The following is a 15,964-nucleotide window of genomic DNA, read 5'->3' on the forward strand; positions in this document are numbered from 1 at the left end:
TTGTGGCATATACCCTCACCATGTCCTCTGTCCTGTCCGCTTCCCAGATTCGAGAGGCGTTCCTCAAGTTCTTCGAAGAGCGCGGCCATCGCCGCGTCGCGTCGTCCTCCCTCGTGCCGCAGAACGACCCCACCCTGCTGTTCACCAACGCGGGCATGGTCCAGTTCAAGGACGTCTTCACGGGGCGTGAGAAGCGCGAGTACACCCGCGCCACCACCTCGCAGAAGTGCGTGCGCGCCGGCGGCAAGCACAACGACCTCGACAACGTGGGCTACACGGCCCGGCACCACACGTTCTTCGAGATGCTCGGCAACTTCTCCTTCGGCGACTACTTCAAGGCCGACGCCATCGCGTACGGCTGGGAGTTCGTGACGAAGACGCTCGGGCTGGACAAGGCGCGGCTGGCCGTCACCGTGTTCAACGGCGAGGGCGGCATCCCCTGGGACGAGGAGGCCTTCGAGCTGTGGGCGAAGCAGGGCGTGTCCCGCGATCGCATCCTCAAGCTCGGCCTCAAGGACAACTTCTGGGCCATGGGCGACACCGGCCCGTGCGGTCCCTGCTCGGAAATCCACTACCACCAGGGCGACGACATCCCCTGTGCCGAGGTGTCCGCGGGCCGCCAGTGCAAGGGCGTGGCGTGTGACTGCGACCGGTGGCTGGAGATCTGGAACCTCGTGTTCATGCAGTTCGAGCGCAAGGAGAAGGACGCGCCGCTCATCCCGCTGCCCAAGCCGTCCATCGACACGGGCGCGGGCCTGGAGCGCATCGCCTCCGTCGTGCAGGGCAAGCGCTCCAACTACGACACGGATCTCTTCCAGAGCATCATCTCGCGCGTGAGCGAGCTGGTGGGCAAGCCCTACACCCAGGAGGGTGGAGCCTCCATGCGCGTGGTGGCGGACCACAGCCGCGCGGCCGCGTTCCTCATCGCCGACGGCGTGCAGCCCTCCAACGAGGGCCGCGGCTACGTCCTGCGCCGCATCATGCGCCGCGCCATCCGCCACGGCTCGCTGCTGGGGCTCGACGAGCTCTTCTTCTTCAAGGTGGTGGACCGCGTCATCGAGCTCATGAGCGACGCCTACCCCGAGCTGCGCGACGGCCGCACCTTCCTGCTCGAGGTCTGCAAGCACGAGGAGGAGAGCTTCCGCCGCACGCTCAACCGCGGCATGAAGCTCATCGACGAGGAAGTGGCCCGGATGAAGCAGTCCGGGGACAAGGTCCTCTCGGGCGCCAAGGTCTGGGAGCTCCACGGCACCTACGGCTTCCCGTGGGACCTGACGGAGATCATCCTCAAGGAGCGCGGCTTCGAGGCCGACATCCCGGGCTACGAGAAGCTCAAGAAGGAGGAGGCCGACAAGGGCCCGGACGGGCCCATCGGCCCGGGTAACGCCATCTCCACCGTCTACCTCAAGCTGATCGAGCGCCTGGGCCCCACCGAGTTCCTCGGCTACGAGGGCGTGGGCCACGAGGGCGAGGGCTCCGTGCGCGCCATCATCAACAAGAAGGGCGTGGAGCTGACCGAGGCCACCGCGGGTGACGAGGTGGAGCTGGTGCTGGACCGCACGCCCTTCTACGGCGAGTCCGGCGGCCAGATGGGCGACACCGGCCGCGTCGTGGGCCACGGCGGCAAGGCGAAGGCCGAGGTCCAGGACGCGACGCGCCCGGTGTCGGGCCTCATCGTCCACCACGTGAAGGTGACCGAGGGCACCTTCAAGGTCGGTGACATGGTGCAGGCGGGCGTGGACGGCGAGCGGCGCTCGTCCATCCGGGCCAACCACTCGGCCACGCACCTGCTGCACAAGGCGCTCAAGATGGTGCTCGGCGAGCACGTGAAGCAGGCGGGCTCCGTGGTGGCGCCCGACTACCTGCGCTTCGACTTCTCGCACTTCTCGCCCATGACGCCCGAGCAGCAGGAGCAGGTGGAGGACCTGGTCAACGGCTGGGTGCGCGAGAACACCGAGGCCCAGACGCGCGTGATGAACCTGGAGGACGCGAAGAAGTCCGGCGCCGTCGCCATGTTCGGCGAGAAGTACGGCGAGACGGTGCGCGTCGTCACCGTGCACCCGCAGTCCACCGAGCTGTGCGGCGGCACCCACGTGCGGCGCAGCGGTGACATCGGCCTCTTCAAGCTGGTGAGCGAGAGCGGCGTGGCCTCGGGCGTGCGGCGCATCACCGCCGTCACCGGCATGGGCGCGCTCCAGTACGTGCGCGAGACCGAGCGCGAGCTGAAGAAGGCGGCCGAGCTGCTGAAGACCTCGCCCAAGGACCTGGTCAAGCGCGTGGAGGCCACGCAGAAGCGCGTGAAGGACCTGGAGCGGAAGATCGAGGAGGTGGCCGTCAAGGCGCAGGCCGGCTCCAGCAAGGATCTGCTCGAGCAGGCGCGCGACATCAACGGCATGAAGGTGCTCGCCACGCGGATGGATCCGGCGGATCCGAACGTGTTCCGCGGGATGGCCGATCAGCTGAGAGATCGCATCAAGTCCGGCGTGGTGGTCATCGGCGGCGAGAAGGACGGCAAGGTCGTCCTGCTGGTGGCGGCGACCAAGGACGTGGTGGCCAAGGGCATCCACGCGGGCAACCTGCTCAAGGAGATGGCCAAGGAGGTCAACGGCCGCGGCGGTGGCAAGCCGGATCTGGCCCAGGGCGGTGGCGAGGACCCCTCGCGCATCTCCAACGCCTTCGACAAGTTCTACGAGCTGGTGAAGGGGACGAGCCTCTCATGAGCCCGAGCCCCCGAGGACTCGCGGTGCTCTTCTGCGCGGCGGCCCTCCTCGGGGGCTGCAAGAAGGAGGAGCAGCCCGCGCCGACCGAGGACCGCACCCTGGAGAGGCTGCGCCAGGAGGTGGACCGCGTGAACCAGGGCGGGGCGCCCACCGCCGCGCCCGACGAGACAGACCCCAATTCCCGGCTGGCGGGACTCGCAGCCGGCCAGGACCAGGAGAGGCCCAGGACCTACGCACTGCCCTCCAAGGGGAAGGTGAAGGTGGACACGCTCACGCTCCGGCCCACCGGGTTGGAGTCCCTGCACTCCCTGCGCGGCACGGGCAAGGTGGCGCTCACCACCGACGAGCTGTTCCTGCGCGTGACGCTCGACGCGGAGAACGTGGGCCCGCGGTCCGTGTACGTGCCCTTCTCGACGGCGCGGGTGGTGGACGCGGGAGGCAACGAGTACCCCCTGGCCCGTGATGCCCAGACCCTCGCGGGGACGCGCACGCTGGACCACACCTGGGAGAGCGCACAGAGCGAATCGATGGATCTCCTCTTCGAGGTGCCTCCGGCCGCCATCGGTCCGGGGATGTCCCTCCTGATTCCCACCAGCAGCGGCGAGAGCGCTCGCATCCCGCTGCAATGAGGCCCTTCGGGAGACGGTGACGCACGGTGACGGTCGGGCCCACGCTGATCCCGCTGCGCATCCGCCTCCCGTACGCGACGGAGGAGGACTTCGTCGAGAAGTACGGCGCCAATGTCGCGCGCGGGGGCCTCTTCATCGCCACGCGCTCGCCCAAGCCCGAGGGCACGGGGCTCTCCTTCGAGCTGGTGCTGGCCGATGGTGGGCGGCTGCTGCGCGGCGAGGGACTGGTGGTGAAGTCCCAGGCCGAGGGCCCTCGCGCCGGGATGACCGTGCGCTTCGTGCGCCTCGATGCGTACAGCAAGGCGCTCATCGACCGCATCCTCGCCCGCCGCAACCCAGGCACCGGGAGCGCCGCCAGGACCGCTGACACGGCGGTGCCCGAGCCGCTCGCGAGCCCGCCCGTCGAGCATCCACACGCGGAAGAGCCCGCGCGGCAACCGGTTCCGAACCCGGAGGCATCGGCGGGCGCGGCGAAACGCGGACGGCCCGTCATCTCCGCGGAGGCGCTTCGCAAGCAGGCCGCGACACCCTCCGCACCCACCCCGCGCCCCGCGGCTCCGAAACCCGCCGCTCCCACGCAAGCGGCGCCGAAGCCCACCGCTCCGAAGCCCGCCGCGGCGGCACCGAAGCCCGCTGCTCCGAAGCCGGCATCGCCTGGCACGACAGCGACTCCCATTTCGCCCGGACCGGCCACCGCTCCGGGCCCCGTGGCCCCGGCACCGGCTCCAGGTCCGGCGAGGCAAGCGGCCCCCGCCGCACCTGCCCGTGCGCCAGAGCCGAAGACCCCTGCTTCCGCGAAACCAGCCGCGCCGCCCTCCGCGCCACCCCGGCCGCCCGCGCCGAAACCGGCCACGCCCTCCGCACCGGCACCTGAACCGGTGACACCCGCCGCCGTCACCGAGCCACGGATTCCCGCGACGCCCCCGGTTCCCGACGCGCCAGCACTGGCGGACGCCCCGCGGCCCGCGCACTCCGCGCCAGCTCCAGGGAGAGTGCCCACGCCCGTGGAGCTCCCCGCGACTCCCGCGCGGCCCACGACCCAGGACCTCATCGCCAACGCCGTCCTGGATCACCTCGCCCCCGACGAGGAGATCCTCGCCCCCGAGAGCATCACCCTGGAGCCCGAGCCACCCGCGCCTGCTCCGCCCGTGGCACCTCCCGCCTCCGTGCAACCGGAGCCTCCCGTCACCGAGACGTCAGCCCCGGCCACACCCGCCATCCCCGAAGCACCCGCGCCCACGCCTCCCCCGGAGGCTCCCTCGCGTCCGGAGATCGCTCGCGAGGTGCCGCCGTCGCCCACCGAGGAGCCCCGCCGTCCCGTCTCGCCCGAGCTCAAGGGCCGCCGGCGCGCCATCCTCGACGTGCCCGTCTCCACGCCCGTGGTGGCCGCGCCTCCCGAGGTGGTGCTCGGCATCGACCTCGGCACCTCGCAGGCGCGCGTCGCCGTCCACCACCAGGGCACGCTCCAGCTCATCCCCCTGGGCGAGGCCAACACCCTCCCCTCGCTGCTCGCCGTGGACGCCTCGGGCCAGTTCCTCGTGGGCACCGCCGCCAGGGCCGAGGCCGAGCGCTCCCCTCGCCATGCCATCCACGGGCTCCGCCGCTTCCTCGGCCTGCGCGCCCGCTCGCCCCTGGTGCGTGCGCTCGGGGGTCCCCTTCCCTTCCCCCTCTCCGCCGGTCCCCACGGCGACGCCAGCATCGAGCTCCACGGCCGCGGCCACCTCTTCCCCGAGCTCGCCGCCCGGCTCCTGCGCGAGCTCAAGTCCTCCACCACCGCCGTCCTCGGCCACGAGGCCACGCGCGCCGTCCTCTGCGTCCCCGCCCACTTCGACGATCGCCAGCGCGCCGCCATGCGCGAGGCGGGCTCGCTCGCCGGGCTCGACGTCCTGCGCATCCTCAACGCGCCCTCGGCCGCGGCGCTCGCCTTCGGTCATGAGCGGGGGCTCGCCCGCAAGCGCCTGCTCGTGGTGGAGCTCGGGGGCGGTGGGCTCGACGTGTCCGTCGTCCAGCTCACCGGGGATGACCTCGAGGTCATCACCACCGGGGGAGATCCCACCGTGGGCGGCATGGACTTCGACGCGCGCATCGCCGAGGCGCTCGCCAGCGAGCTCCAGGCCCAGGGCCTCCCGCGTCCCGAGCACCCCACCGACTGGCTTCCCCTGCTCACCGCCGCCGAGGCCGCCAAGGTGGCCCTCAGCGAGCGCGACGAGGTCACCTTCCCACTCCCCGGAACCCAGGCCCCGTTCTCGCTCAACCGCGAGCGTCTGGAGGCCCTCACCGCGGACCTCGTGCAGCGCATCACCCTCGTGGTGCGCCAGGTGCTCGAGTCCAGCGCGCTCTCGCCGCAGGGGCTCGACGAGGTGCTGCTGCTGGGAGGACAGGGCCGCTCGCCGCTGGTGCGCCGCCGGCTGGAGGAGAGCCTGGGCGTGCCCGTGCGCGCGGACATGCAGTCCACCCACGACGCCACGCACCTGGTGGCGCTCGGCGCGGCGCTGCTGGGCCAGGGGCTGCTCGACGCGGCCGCGGGCAAGCCCGGCGCCACCGTCTCCGAGGTGCTCTCCGTCCCCATCGGCGTCGCCGAGCGCGGGGGCACGCTGCGCCGCGTCCTCGAGCGCAATACGCGGCTGCCGGCGGAGAAGACGCTCGTGCTGCCCGTCACGCCCGGGCCGCTCACGCTCGCCCTCTTCCAGGGGCCCTCTCCGGTGGCCGCGGAGAACGAGTACCTCGGCACGCTCGCCTTCACCATCGAGCGTCAGGGAGAAGCCGAGGTGCACTTCAGCCTCTCGCAGGACGGCATCCTCTCGCTCGCGGCCACGCTGCCCGGCGTGAAGCGGCATCCCGTGACGCTCGCCATGGACATGCCCGAGGACGCGGAGCTGGAGGCCGTCATGGCCCGCTCGCCGCTGGAGGGTGAGCCCGAGGCCCGTCCGGGCGGGCTCCTCTCCGGTCTGCGCAAGCTCTTCGGCCGCCGCTGAGCCGCGCCACCTCTCGAATGCAGCGGGGGGCCAGGCGGCCGCTCCACGTCATGCCCGGGTCGTGCACGAGCATCCACGGTGTCGCGGTGTCAACTCCTTCCCATTCCGGGCGAATGCCCAGATTTCGCCCAGCAGTCACTCGTGACTGGAGGACGCGATGAAGTTCCGTTCATGGATGAGTGGTATCGCTTTGATGGCCTTCTGCACCGCGGGCTCGGCATTCGCAGCCGTGGACGCGTCGAAAGTCGGCCGCGGCTTCGATTTCCAAGAGAACCAGGTGCCGGTGGGCGTCGATGTGCGCGGAGGCGTGGGTGGATTCACGGGGAACAGCGGTGACCTCACGAAACCGGGCGCGCTGCTCGGCGTCACCGCCGATGCCCAGCCCTGGCCTTCCCTTGGCGTCGAGGCGGGCTACGAGGGACAGCGCATGCCCATCGATGACGGGCGTGTCGGCGATGGAGAGGCCATGTGGCGCCACAACCTCGGTATCCTGGCCAAGGCCGGTGCCCCCCTGCTCCAGGCGAAGCTCTATCCGTACGTGGGAGCGGGCTTCGGCCTGAGCTACCTCAACGCCAGTGAAGGCGCCGAGGGCCTCTATGACAACGACTTCATTGGAGAAGTGCCGCTCGCGGCCGGCGTGGACTATCGCTTCACCCGGAACGTCTTCGCGGGTGCACGCGCCACGTACCGGGCCCTGATTGGCACGTCCTTCGCGAACGACGCCACCGTGGCGGGCGACACCACGGGCGGTCTGGTCAACTTCAACCTGACGCTCGGCGGCAGCTTCTAGCCGGTCCGCGGCCGGGTCCCGCGGAAGCAACCCCCCACCGTGTCTCGAGAGAGGCGCGGTGGGGTCTCGCCATCTAGGCCACCATGACTTCGGGCTCCGGAGCCGCTCCGGCGACGTGCACCGGCAGGGAGATCCGGAAGGTGGTGCCCCGGCCCGGCTGGCTCTCCACGGTGATGTCACCACCGTGCATGGTGATGATGCGATGGCACACCGAGAGCCCCAGCCCGCTGCCCACGCCCGCGGGCTTGGTGGTGAAGAACGGCCGGAAGATGTGCGCCAGGTTCTCGGAGGGGATGCCACAACCGGTGTCACCCACCTCCACGAGGACGCGGGAGTCAGGGCCGCGCCGGGCCACGAGGCGGATCTCGTTCTGCTCCACGTGTCCCGGAGCAATCGCATGCGCCGCGTTGATGATCAGGTTGAGGAACACCTGGCACAGGCGGGCCGCGTTGCCGTGCGCCCGGGGTGTTCCCTCCGTCCGCATCACCACCCGCGCCCGCTGACGGACCTCGTGCGCCGCCATCTTCGACGCGCTCCGCAGCACCGCCTCCAGGTCCACCGGGCCACTCACCGCGTCATCCGCGCGCGCGAGCATCTTCAAGTCCTGCACCAGGAGCTTCACCCGCTCGGCCCCCTCGTGGGCCTCGGAGAGCGCCGCCAGCAGCTCCTCGCGCTCCAGGGGTGAAGGCGCCCCCTGCATCCGCTCCAGCTCCTCGCGCGCGTAGCTCAGGTTGCCGAGGATGAAGGCGAGCGGATTGTTGATCTCATGGCCCACGCCCGCCGCCAGCTGGCCCACCGTCACCAGCCGGTCCGCGAAGAGCAGTTGCGCATTGGCCTCCTCCAGCTCGGTGGTGCGCTGGCGCACCGTCTCCTCCAGCAACGTGTTGTAGCGGCGCATCTCCCGCTCCGAGGCCTCCGCCTCGGCCTTGGCCAGCCGCTCCTTCTCGCGCACGGTGTCGCGCAGCTCCGCCATCATCCGGTTGAAGGCCCGCGCCAGCGAGGCGTACTCGTCCCGGCCCTTCACCGGCAGCTCGGTGGTGAAGTCGCCCCGGCCGATGCGCGTCGCGCCCCGCAGCAGCTCCAGCGACGAGCGCCGCAGGGTGAAGAGCACGGTGGCCGCCAACGCGGAGACGAGGCCCAACGCCACCAACGGAACGGCCACGCTGAACACCTGGCTGGCCCGGAGAACCTCGAGCCGGACGCTCTTGCGCCACGCCAGCCGCTCGCGATTCAGCGCCCAGGCCTTGTCCAGGTGCGGCATCACCTCCGTACGAAAGGCGTCGATTGACTCGTGCAACGCCCGCTCCCCCCCTCCCGTCCCGGCCTGCCGCACACGCGCCTCCAGGTGCTCCATCCAGTCCAGGTACGCCCGCCGCGCCAGCTCGATGAGGGCGAGCTCCTCGGAGAGCGCCTCGGGCCGCCCCTCCCGCGAGGCCAGCTCCCGGAGGTACGCGAAGTCCTCCTCGGCACGCCGCTGTCCGGCCTCGAGCAACGCCCGCGGCTCCTGCCCCTTACCGTGCGCCTCGAGCAGCTCATGCGGCACCCACACGGCGTCTCCGGCCAGTTTGCCGTACAGGGTGTTCCGCTCCTGCATGGCGAAGACCTGCTCCGTGCTGCTCCGCCCCCGGGTAGCGAGTGCGTACAGCGCCCCGCTCAACACCGCGACGAGCCCTACCGTCACCGCCGCGAACAGCAGGATTCTGGTGCGCACCGTCATCGCTCTGGCCTCTCGGATGGACACCCCCGGCCACCCGGTGTCCGAAATCCGCGCCGCCAATACATCAAACCCGCTATTCAAGCCAGACGCGAATTATCCAGAAAGGCGGTATTTGTTGACAAAACACCAGAGTGACAACCCGGTGAATAAGGGCATCCCTCTATGTTGAGCCCCCCTCGGCCGGGGCCGCCCACAGCGGCCCCCCCGGGGTTCCGTCCTAGAGAGCGGCGCGATCGAGCAGCGCCTCGGGGCGGGGATCCTTCTCCCACGCCTCCAGCACGGCCTGTCCGGGCGAGCGGCCCGAGGCGGCCACCTCGGCGAGCGGCTCGACCAGAGGCGCGTCCTCGCGATCCAGGCGCTCCAGGCCGCGGCGGGCAATCGCCACCATCTCTCCGGCGAGCCGGTGGAGCTCCTGGTCGCGCAGCCGTCCCGCCAGGCCCTGCCGGCGCGCGGTGTCGTGGAAGGCCAGGTGCTCCTCGTAGGAGAGCTGGGGCAGCAGCTTCTCGGCCTCGTCCATGGCGCCCGGGCCGTACAGCAGCCCGCGCCACAGCGCCGCGAGCGCGCCCGTCATCGGCGCCGACACGCAGTCCGCGCCCCGCACCTCCATCACCTTCTTCAGCCGCACCTCGGGGAAGAGCGTGGAGAGGTGATCCGTCCAGTCGGACATGTCCGCGGGCGCGCCCTCGAAGCCGTCCTTCATGAACTGGCGGAAGGTCATCTTCGGACGGAGGTACTCGCCGCGCCGGCGCAGGAAGAGGATGGGCGCGTCCAGGGCCCAGTCCACATAGGCGCGGTAGGAGAAGGAGCCGTCGAAGAAGGAGCGCAGGTAGCCACAGCGGGTGGGGTCCACCTCGTCCCAGACGCGGTTGCGGAAGGACATGTAGCCCGAGGGCTTGCCGTCCACGATGGGGCTGTTGGCGTAGAGGGCCACCATCAGCGGGGCCAGGCGCGCCGTCAGCACCGTCTTGCGCACACAGTCGGCCTCGCTCGACCAGTCGAGAGAGACCTGGCCGGTGGAGGTCATCAACATCATGTCGAGGGCCAGGCGGCCGCGCTCGGGCAGGGACTGCCGCATGGCGAGGTAGCGCGTCTTGGGCATCCACGGCATGTCGGCCGGGGTGGCGAAGGGCCGGTAGCCCAGGGCCACCAGCCGCAGGCCGAGCGGCCCCGCGGCGGCCTTCACCTCGGCCAGGTGGGCGAGGTTCTCCGCGTGGGCCTCGCGCGCGGTGCGCAGGGGCGAGCCGGACAATTCCAGCTGCCCGCCCGGCTCCAGGGAGATGGTGAGCATCCCCTTCTGCAGGGCGATGGCGGGGGAGGTCGGCGTCTCCCGGAAGGGGGTGTAGCCGTTGGGGGCCATCCGCTCCAGCAACGCCCCGATGCCCGAGGGCCCCTCGTACGGCACGGGCCGCGCGGACTGGACGGGATAGACGAATTTCTCGTGCTCGAGCCCCAGCAGGTGCTGTGAGGGGGGCTTCTCAGCGGAGCGGAAACCCGCCAACAGCATGTCGACGGAGGTGATGGGCTCGGAGGCGGCGCGCTGGAGATCGAGAGACATGGCGGCCCTATATAACGATCGTTGACCCCACCGCCGTCATTTGCGCATCGTGGCGTCAATGACCCACCCCTCACCGGTGCCCACCTTCTCCGCCCGGGCCGGTCCGGCGGACGTGCTCCAGGGACTCGGCCTCCTGTTCCGGGCCGGAAGCCTCATCTTCCGCACCCCCGCGCTGAAGCGGCTGTCCGCCCTGTGCGCCGCCGTGACCCTGGTGGCCCTGGGCGCGCTCTTCGCCCTGCTCTGGAAGTACACCCCGGACCTGCTGGGGTGGCTGTGGACCCGCCCCGGGCCCTGGTACGGCCAGGTCTTCTGGTACCTCGTCCTGGTGTTGATGTTCCTCGTCCTGCTGGTGGTGGGGGCCAACGTGGTGGTCCCCGTGGTGCTGGCCCCCTTGCAGGACCCCCTGTCCGAGCTCACCGAGGCCCAGTGTGGCGGCTACACCTCGCCCCCCTTCGGGCTCGGCTCCTTCCTCCAGGGACTGGCCACCAGCCTGGGGCACACCCTGGCGCGCCTCTCCCTGCTGATACTGGGCCTGGCGGTGATCTTCCCGCTCAACCTGATACCGGTGGTGGGCAGCGTGGCCTGGACGGTGCTGGGCACCCTGTGGACGACGCTCTGGCTGGCGGGCGAACACCTGGCCGCGCCCATGACGCGCCACCAGTACCCCTTCGCCGAGGTCCGCCGGGTGATGCGCCAGCGCTGGCTCCTCTGCCTGGGCTTCGGGGCGGGCGTCTACGTCCTGCTCTGGGTGCCCCTCCTCAACAGCCTCTTCCTCCCGGTGGCCGTCGTGGGCGGCACCCTCCTGTACCGGGGGCTGCTCGCCGTGGGCAACGTGCCTCCTCCCCCCTCGGCCGGGCCCGCCGGGAAATAATCCGGGGGGCCGGTTGTCTCGTCCGGTGGCTCCGCGGCGGGAACGCTCCGGGCCCTGGTGGCGTTATCGAACGCTGCGGGAAGGCGTCGGCTTGAAGCACCAAGAAGCCATGATTAGGCTTGCCCGGTTGCTCCCGGCACTCGTTCTTCACGCCAACCGCTCGGATTTGCTGGGCTTTTCACGCATCACCCCCGGGGCTCACGGGCCCCACCCTGGATGAACCATGCCGCGACTCTTTCGCCGGATCACCGCCGTCGCCGTTCTCCTTGGCGCCTGGGCCCTCGTGGGCAACGACCGGGCGCCCCTGCCGCTGACACTCGGCGTGGCGGAGGCCGGTCAGGGAAGCTCGGACTCCACCCGCATCGCCGGGGAGAAGGGAGGCCCCACGCATGACCTCTCCTCCCTCCGCGTCTTCACCAAGGTCATCCTCTATGTGAAGGACAACTACGTCGACCCCAAGCGCGTGAAGCCCAAGGAGATGATGATCTCCGCGCTGGAGTACGTGGAGAAGAGCGTCCCGGACGTGCTCGTGGACGGCAACGCCGAGTCCGGCAAGCTCAACGTCAACGTCAACGGCAAGACGCGTGAGTTCGACATCAGCCACGTGGACTCGCTCTGGAAGATGTCCTTCACGCTCAAGGACGTCTTCGACTTCGTGAACAAGAACATGCGTCCCATCGACGACACCCGCGACATCGAGTACGCGGCCGTCAACGGGATGCTCTCCACCCTGGATCCGCACTCGGTGCTGCTGCGCCCCGAGGTGTACCGGGAGATGAAGCTCTCCACCAAGGGCGAGTTCGGCGGCCTGGGCTTCGTCATCCAGATGCGCGAGGGCAACCTCACCGTGGTGAAGGTGCTGCCCAAGACGCCGGCGGCGCGCGCGGGCATCGTGAAGGATGATCAGATCAAGAAGATTGGCGAGGAGTCCACGGTCAACATGGACCTCAACGAGGCCGTGTCCAAGCTGCGCGGCCCGGTGGACAGCCGCGTGTCCATCACCGTGGAGCGCAAGGGCTGGGACAAGCCGCGCCCCATGACGCTCAGCCGCGCGATGATCTCCATCGAGAGCGTCCAGCACAAGCTGCTGGCCGGCAACGTGGGCTACGTGCGCCTGAAGAACTTCCAGGGCAACACCACGAGGGACTTGCAGGCGGCGCTCAGCGAGATGCGCCGGCAGAGCGAGGCCAAGGGCGGCCTCAAGGGTGTGGTGCTGGACATGCGCGGCAACCCGGGCGGTCTGCTGGAGCAGGCCATCCAGGTGTCCGATACCTTCCTGTCCAGCGGCACCATCGTCTCGACGGTGGGCCTGTCCGACAAGCTGCGCGAGGAGAAGCGCGCCCGTCCGGACGAGGGTGAGGACACCTACCCCGTCGCCGTGCTGGTGAACGCGGGCAGCGCCTCGGCGTCGGAGATCGTCGCGGGCGCGCTCAAGAACCTCAACCGCGCCGTCATCATCGGCCGCCAGACGTTCGGCAAGGGCAGCGTGCAGGTGCTCTATGACTTCCCGGACGACAGCGCGCTGAAGCTGACCATCGCCAAGTACCTCACGCCCGGTGACGTCTCCATCCAGGAAGTGGGCATCGTCCCGGACATCGAGCTGGTGCCCTCGGCCGTCACGGAGGAGCGCGTGCTGGTGTTCGCCCCGCGCAAGACGATTGGCGAGGCGGATCTGGATCAGCACTTCGGCAACCCGAACTCGGACTCGGTGGCCAAGAAGCGCGAGGACGTGCTGGGCCGCGAGAAGCCGCTGGAGTCGGTGAAGTACCTCAAGCTGGACGAGAAGCAGCAGCAGGCGCTCGCCAAGAAGCAGGAGGAGGCCGCCAAGAATCCCGAGACGGCCGCCAGGCAGGGCACGGCGCCCAGCCCGCTGCTGGACATCGACTCGGCGGGCACCGGCGAGGAGCTGGACGACCAGATGGACGCCGAGAGCCAGGACGAGGTGAAGGAGGACTTCGAGGTGCAGTTCGCCCGCGACTACGTCCTGCAGATGCCCTACGCCGACCGGCGCCAGATGCTGCAGAAGGGCAAGGGCTTCGTGGAGAAGAAGCGCGAGGAGGAGGAGCAGCGCATCAACTCCGCCATCCATGCGCTCAACGTGGACTGGAGCGCGGGCCCCACGCCCAAGGACGTGAAGCTCGCGGCCACCTTCAGCCCCTCCGCCGACCAGCGCATCGCCGCGGGCGAGACGTTCGACCTGGTGCTCACCGCCGAGAACAAGGGCAGCGAGCCACTCAAGCGCGTGCACGCCTGGACGGAGAGCGACAACTACTACCTGGATCGCCGCGAGTTCCTCATCGGCAGCCTCGCCCCGGGTGAGAAGAAGACGTGGAAGGTGAAGGTGAAGCTGCCCAAGGACCTGACGTCCCGCCGGGACGAGGTGACGGTGAAGCTCCACGACGACCACGGGGCCCTGCCCACCACGCTGGTGAGCGAGCTCAACTTCGCCGAGCTGCCGCGTCCCGCCTTCGCCTTCAACTGGCAGGTCATCGACGCCTGCGAGTCCTGCAACCGCGACGGCACCGCCCAGCGCGGCGAGGACATCACCCTGGTGATGGACGTGACGAACACGGGCAAGGGCAAGGCGCTCGACTCGTTCGCGCAGATCAAGAACCTGGGGGACCCGGACATCTTCATCGAGAAGGGCCGCTTCAAGCTTGGCGAGCTGGCCCCGGGCGAGACGAAGACGGCGCGCTTCCAGCTGGCGGTGAAGAAGGGCTACGACGGGAAGACCTTCCCGCTGCGTCTGGCCATCGTGGACGAGCCGCTGGAGGAGTTCGCCATGGAGAAGCTGGAGCTGCCCGTGTCGGACGCGCCGGTGGCGAAGTTCGAGCCGAAGAAGGGCCTGGTGAAGGTGTCGGAGAAGGCGGCGCTGCTGGCGTCTCCGGAGCAGGGCGCCCAGGTGCTGGCGCGGCTGTCGCGCCCGGCGGTGCTCAACACGGAAGCGGCCACCAAGGGCTACTACCGGGTGGAGCTGGACAAGGACCGCTTCGCCTTCGTGAGCACCGAGGACGCCCGCGACACGCGCGGCAAGGCCACGGCGCCCCAGGGGCTGTCGTACGTGGCACGCCGCTCGCCGCCGGAGATCAAGCTCGACGTGGACCTGGCCCAGGGTGGCCTGGTGGCCAACGGCGAGAAGTACACCCTCTCCGGTGAGGTGGACGACGCCCAGGGCCTGCTGGACATGTACGTGCTGGTGAACGACCAGAAGGTCTACTTCCAGGGCGTGGACCCGAAGGCCAAGGGCGGCGAGCCGCAGAAGCTGAAGTTCAGCACCGAGTTCTCCCTGAAGGAGGGCAACAACAGCGTGCTGGTGGTGGCCCGTGAGAGCACCGACTTCGCCAGCCGCCGTACCCTGGTCATCCGCCGCCGTCCGGCCGAGGTGGCCCAGAAGGTGACGCCGGCCACGGCCAGCAAGCCGGCCAAGTCGGCCACGCCGTAGCAGGTAGACGGGCTGATCGTCCGCATTCCGGGCGGCTTTCGTCGGGACCCCGGGGTCCCCTCGGAAGCCGCCCGTTTTATTGACGCTTTCCTCGGACGCACGCTAGCGTCGCTCCGATTGGCGCCGCCGCCGGACGCGCGCCTGGGAGGCGGTACTGAGGATGCGGACGTTCAGCCGTGGGATGGCCCTCGCGGTTCTGGTGTGCGGCTCCGCCGCGTACGCGGACCGCAACGACATCAGGATTACGGATCTCGGCAACCCGAGCCAATTCGCGAACCCGAGCGCCGAACCAAGAGACAGGCAGCCGTCGGCCAACTACAACGCGGAGGCCAACGGAGACTTCCGGGCCTTCGCGCGCACCTTCGCCGCGGTGATGACGTCGGCGAACCTGATGCCGCCGGAGACGCTGGGGCACGCGGGATTCTCGATCAACGCGGAACTGAGCGTCATCGGCCTGCCCACTCCGGGCCGCGAGGACGGTCAGGTGACGATCCCCACGGAGGGGGCGCCGACCAATCCGTTGCTGCTGCCCTCGGTGCACGTGCGCAAGGGCCTGCCTTTCTCCTTCGAGCTGGGCGCCCGCGTGGGGTGGATCGACCGCAGCAGCATGTTCGCCGCCACCGGCGAGCTGAAGTGGGCCGTCAACGAGGGCTTCACCTGGCTGCCGGACATCGCCGTGCGCGCGCACGTGACGCGGCTGATGGGCAACAAGGACTTCGATCTGACGGCGGCTGGCCTCGACTTCGGCGTGGGCAAGCAGTTCCCACTCGGGGGCATGGTGACACTCACCCCCTACGGTGGCCTCGACCTGACGGGTGTGGCGGCCAGCACGGAAACGCTCGACTTCAATCAGAACCGGGCGCGCGACCCGATCGTCACGCCCCCCACCTACCCTGGTCTGGACAACACCGGCGTGTACCAGGAGGTGAAGCTGATGGAGAACATCAACAGCCGCATCTACGGGGGCGTACGCTTCATCGGTGGCGCGCTGCAGCTCGGCGCCGAGGTGTCCCTGAGCAACCAGGGCGCCATCGAGGTGGCCAACACCCAGACGGGCGCGACGCGCAACCGCGCCCTGCCCGCGGTGCTGTCCTTCAGCACCACGCTCGGCCTGGACTTCTGATCCCGTTCGGAGTGCCCCTCGGAACATCCGCGGCCACTTCCCCTCTCCCCCCGGGAGAGGGACGGGGTGAGGGTATCGGATGAACCCGGGTTGAACCCCCTGTCCACACTGGGGGCCAAGGGTTGAAGAACGGGACCGGACA

At 69.9% G+C, this 15,964-nt stretch carries 9 protein-coding genes; 7 read left to right on the top strand and 2 right to left on the bottom strand.

Going from position 1 to position 15,964, the window contains the following annotated elements:
* Positions 1 to 20: 20 nt before the first annotated feature.
* The 4 genes from alaS (at position 21) to Q664_RS08600 (ending at position 7,114) form a co-directional block, all read left to right on the top strand.
* On the top strand, positions 21 to 2,720 hold the full coding sequence (gene alaS, locus Q664_RS08585) for an alanine--tRNA ligase (RefSeq protein WP_043392046.1): 2,700 nt from the start codon (positions 21 to 23) through the stop codon (positions 2,718 to 2,720).
* Entirely contained in the window at positions 2,717 to 3,349 is a 633-nt protein-coding gene (locus tag Q664_RS08590; protein WP_043392005.1) for a hypothetical protein, read from the top strand. Before alaS ends, Q664_RS08590 begins: the two co-directional genes overlap by 4 nt.
* 26 nt (positions 3,350 to 3,375) lie before the next feature.
* Entirely contained in the window at positions 3,376 to 6,324 is a 2,949-nt protein-coding gene (locus Q664_RS56210) for an Hsp70 family protein (protein ID WP_152621993.1), read from the top strand.
* Positions 6,325 to 6,481: 157 nt separating this feature from the next.
* Entirely contained in the window at positions 6,482 to 7,114 is a 633-nt protein-coding gene (locus tag Q664_RS08600; RefSeq protein ID WP_052517847.1) for an outer membrane beta-barrel protein, read from the top strand.
* Positions 7,115 to 7,187: 73 nt separating this feature from the next.
* Here Q664_RS08600 and Q664_RS58900 read toward each other — a convergent pair whose 3' ends face one another.
* Both Q664_RS58900 and Q664_RS08610 read right to left on the bottom strand, forming a co-directional pair.
* Positions 7,188 to 8,831: a sensor histidine kinase gene (locus tag Q664_RS58900; protein WP_052517848.1), complete on the bottom strand. Its 1,644-nt coding sequence runs from the start codon at positions 8,829 to 8,831 to the stop codon at positions 7,188 to 7,190.
* 217 nt (positions 8,832 to 9,048) lie between these two features.
* Positions 9,049 to 10,386: a glutamate--cysteine ligase gene (locus Q664_RS08610; RefSeq protein WP_043392009.1), complete on the bottom strand. Its 1,338-nt coding sequence runs from the start codon at positions 10,384 to 10,386 to the stop codon at positions 9,049 to 9,051.
* Between the two features lie 58 nt (positions 10,387 to 10,444).
* On the opposite strand from Q664_RS08610, the gene Q664_RS08615 reads away from it, so the two are divergent.
* The 3 genes from Q664_RS08615 to Q664_RS08625 all read left to right on the top strand — a co-directional run bounded on the left by Q664_RS08615 (position 10,445) and on the right by Q664_RS08625 (position 15,822).
* Positions 10,445 to 11,257, top strand: a complete 813-nt coding sequence (locus tag Q664_RS08615; RefSeq protein WP_043392012.1) for an EI24 domain-containing protein — start codon at positions 10,445 to 10,447, stop codon at positions 11,255 to 11,257.
* Between the two features lie 223 nt (positions 11,258 to 11,480).
* Entirely contained in the window at positions 11,481 to 14,699 is a 3,219-nt protein-coding gene (locus Q664_RS08620; protein ID WP_043392015.1) for an MXAN_5808 family serine peptidase, read from the top strand.
* Between the two features lie 181 nt (positions 14,700 to 14,880).
* Positions 14,881 to 15,822: a hypothetical protein gene (locus tag Q664_RS08625; RefSeq protein WP_326938682.1), complete on the top strand. Its 942-nt coding sequence runs from the start codon at positions 14,881 to 14,883 to the stop codon at positions 15,820 to 15,822.
* The last annotated feature ends 142 nt before the right edge of the window (positions 15,823 to 15,964 follow it).

Source organism: Archangium violaceum Cb vi76, assembly GCF_000733295.1.
Classification (GTDB): domain Bacteria; phylum Myxococcota; class Myxococcia; order Myxococcales; family Myxococcaceae; genus Archangium; species Archangium violaceum.

Coding starts and splice junctions, on each gene's coding strand:
- Q664_RS08600 (WP_052517847.1), top strand. CDS start 6,482: ATGAAGTTCCGTTCATGGATGAGTGGTATCGCTTTGATGGCCTTCTGC.
- Q664_RS08590 (WP_043392005.1), top strand. CDS start 2,717: ATGAGCCCGAGCCCCCGAGGACTCGCGGTGCTCTTCTGCGCGGCGGCC.
- Q664_RS58900 (WP_052517848.1), bottom strand. CDS start 8,831: ATGACGGTGCGCACCAGAATCCTGCTGTTCGCGGCGGTGACGGTAGGG.
- Q664_RS08625 (WP_326938682.1), top strand. CDS start 14,881: ATGGCCCTCGCGGTTCTGGTGTGCGGCTCCGCCGCGTACGCGGACCGC.
- Q664_RS08615 (WP_043392012.1), top strand. CDS start 10,445: ATGACCCACCCCTCACCGGTGCCCACCTTCTCCGCCCGGGCCGGTCCG.
- Q664_RS08620 (WP_043392015.1), top strand. CDS start 11,481: ATGCCGCGACTCTTTCGCCGGATCACCGCCGTCGCCGTTCTCCTTGGC.
- Q664_RS08610 (WP_043392009.1), bottom strand. CDS start 10,386: ATGTCTCTCGATCTCCAGCGCGCCGCCTCCGAGCCCATCACCTCCGTC.
- alaS (WP_043392046.1), top strand. CDS start 21: ATGTCCTCTGTCCTGTCCGCTTCCCAGATTCGAGAGGCGTTCCTCAAG.